Annotated in this window: 3 protein-coding genes; 1 reads left to right on the forward strand and 2 read right to left on the reverse strand. The window is 36.5% G+C overall.

The window, feature by feature from the left end; all coding sequences use genetic code 11:
* Positions 1–265: 265 nt before the first annotated feature.
* Positions 266–502: a hypothetical protein gene (locus tag CDG79_RS40175; RefSeq protein ID WP_189525322.1), complete on the reverse strand. Its 237-nt coding sequence runs from the start codon at positions 500–502 to the stop codon at positions 266–268.
* A gap of 170 nt (positions 503–672) precedes the next feature.
* Between CDG79_RS40175 and CDG79_RS40180 the strand changes: the two genes are divergently transcribed.
* Positions 673–999: a hypothetical protein gene (locus CDG79_RS40180; RefSeq protein ID WP_094347003.1), complete on the forward strand. Its 327-nt coding sequence runs from the start codon at positions 673–675 to the stop codon at positions 997–999.
* Positions 1,000–1,295: 296 nt separating this feature from the next.
* On the opposite strand, the gene CDG79_RS40185 is transcribed toward CDG79_RS40180, so the two are convergent.
* Positions 1,296–2,126: a cell division protein ZapB gene (locus tag CDG79_RS40185; protein WP_094347004.1), complete on the reverse strand. Its 831-nt coding sequence runs from the start codon at positions 2,124–2,126 to the stop codon at positions 1,296–1,298.
* Positions 2,127–2,326 lie beyond the last annotated feature (200 nt).

The raw sequence follows: 2,326 nt of genomic DNA on the forward strand, positions 1-2,326 counted from the left end.
CTTTTTCTAACTACAAAAAATTTTTGGACGACGCTGCACATTTACCGCCTCGATTTGACAGCACCTACAAAAATAGCGATCGCAGCGAAGCGTCCACTGCTCTTAAGGTATTAATACCTGTAATGCTTATGGAATATAGCTTATAGCTTTTCTTAGTGCCATTCGGCTATAACCCTTGAAATGTCGTTAATTTTTGGTCAGGGTATGATTCACAATTTGGTCATCCAGGGGGTAAAAGCACAATAAACTCCCTCTCAAGTAAAGGCTATCGTGGAACCGCTCTTTTCTTAGCTTGGAAAGATAGAAATACAAGAGTTACCGCATTTTCTTTCAATGCGGCGATCGCAATGAAGTAGTCACTATCGAGTAGTTGCCGCAGGTAGTCTGTACTAGGTGGATTTCTATATGTCTCCACCTCATCGAACGCCTCACCAAAGGTCGCTAATAGAGCTTCTATTAATGCAACGTCCTCCGGCACAATCTGTTGAATGCTTAAGTTCATAAGACCTCGCGGGATTTTCCTTAACTTTTCTTGCGGTAGTGGATCTAGTAGAGTTACTAGAAGTATTCTATTTAGTTGAAATTGACCTATATTAGTGGAATCAGGTTCACCAGTGAATGTACACTAGTTCATACTTTTATTTGTTTATTAAAAATAAGGAATAAATACTTATGTCTGATTTTGAAGCACCAAATAGACTAGACCGTATTGAAGTATTGGCTATTAGGAATACTGAAGCTATAGCAGCACTAACCACTAAAATTGATAATTTGACTGATAATGTAAATGATTTAACAAATAATGTTGACCGTGTATTAAGCCGTAGTGCAGTTTTAGATGATGTGTTACTTGAATTACGTGATAGTCAGGAACAGCAACAAAGAAATTTTGAAGAACATCAGCGTCATTTTGATGAACATCAAAGAACCACTAACGCTGCGCTAAATAGCTTAGAAGCTATCTTAGTACAGTTGATAAGAATATTTCCCCAATCCTAAGTCAGCATTAAATAATGAAAACTGACGACGTTCACGGGGAGGTCTGTTGGGAAGCTGTCTACATAGGCTACGCTACTGACGACGACGACGACGACGACGACGGCGGCGTTGCCGCGTACTTTCGTAAGCGATCATATCGCGTCTAGCATTCTCGCATAGTATAAAACTTGCCAATATAATCAAGAAGGTATAGCCATTTACAACAGTGACGAGATTTGACCTAATTTCACATCAGCATCCAACAACTGTTGCTAGATAATAGGTTATGGCTCAAAACTTTTTAAGTAATCTTGAAACTAACATTTTCTAAACCGAACAAATCCTGAATTACATTTTTCTATTCTGTTACGTAAGTTACGATTATCATCAGAAATTTTTGTAACTTCTTCCTTCAAACTATTATTTTCAGCCTTTATTATGTTATTATCTTTTTTTAAAACTTCAACCTTTTGATTTAAATTTTGTATTTTACTCTTTACATTCTTGTAGCTAGCTAATTCTTCATTTTCTGTTGTCAATATTCTATTTTGAGTGCGAATATTAGCCAATTCTCCCTGAGCGCTTTTTTCATTTATCCAATACTGCGTACCAAGCCAACTAACATACCCAAGCCCACAAATTACACCAATAGCTGCAAATGGTTTATAAATTTTGCTAACAGTTATCCGTAATTCTCTTACTAATTCCGCCATTTTTCGGTCAACCTTTATTAAAAATTCTTCTAGTTGTTCTCGTTTTTCTTCTTCATAAATAGCTCTTTGCCTTGCTGATTTCTTTTTGGCTTCCAACTCTGTCAAATTTTTTTGATATTCTGCTTCTGCATCAGTTTTTACAATTTCAGCAATAGCGTAAGCATCGATATTTTTTTTTAGTGCTATTACTTGACAAGCTTTTCCAAAAAGCGATTTATAATTCGACGGAACATACCTCGTTGCTCCTTGATCCATAGCTTGTGTTAACGTGTCTATATCTTTGATAATCTCAACAAAAGAAGTATGATTGTAAATTAATAATTGGTAATCATTGCGGTAGGAAATATCAGTCCTCTCATGATATATTCCATAACGTTTTGCAAATGATATTAACGAAGCATTGAGGTAAGGTATTGGAATGCCGTCAAATTCCATAAGTGGTAAGTAGGTGGTTACAATTAAATATAAGATAGAGAAGGTCTAAAAAACAGGTACTACGAGATGTCTCCTCCATTGCGAGTTAGATTAACAGATTTAGAAGATTTGACGCTTTTGGAGTTGCGGTCAGCGACAACAGTTCCTCAACGAACAAGAGATCGCGCCCACATAATTCGATTAAATGCCCAAGGATGGAA

The organism is Nostoc sp. 'Peltigera membranacea cyanobiont' 232 (assembly GCF_002245985.1).
Lineage (GTDB): Bacteria > Cyanobacteriota > Cyanobacteriia > Cyanobacteriales > Nostocaceae > Nostoc.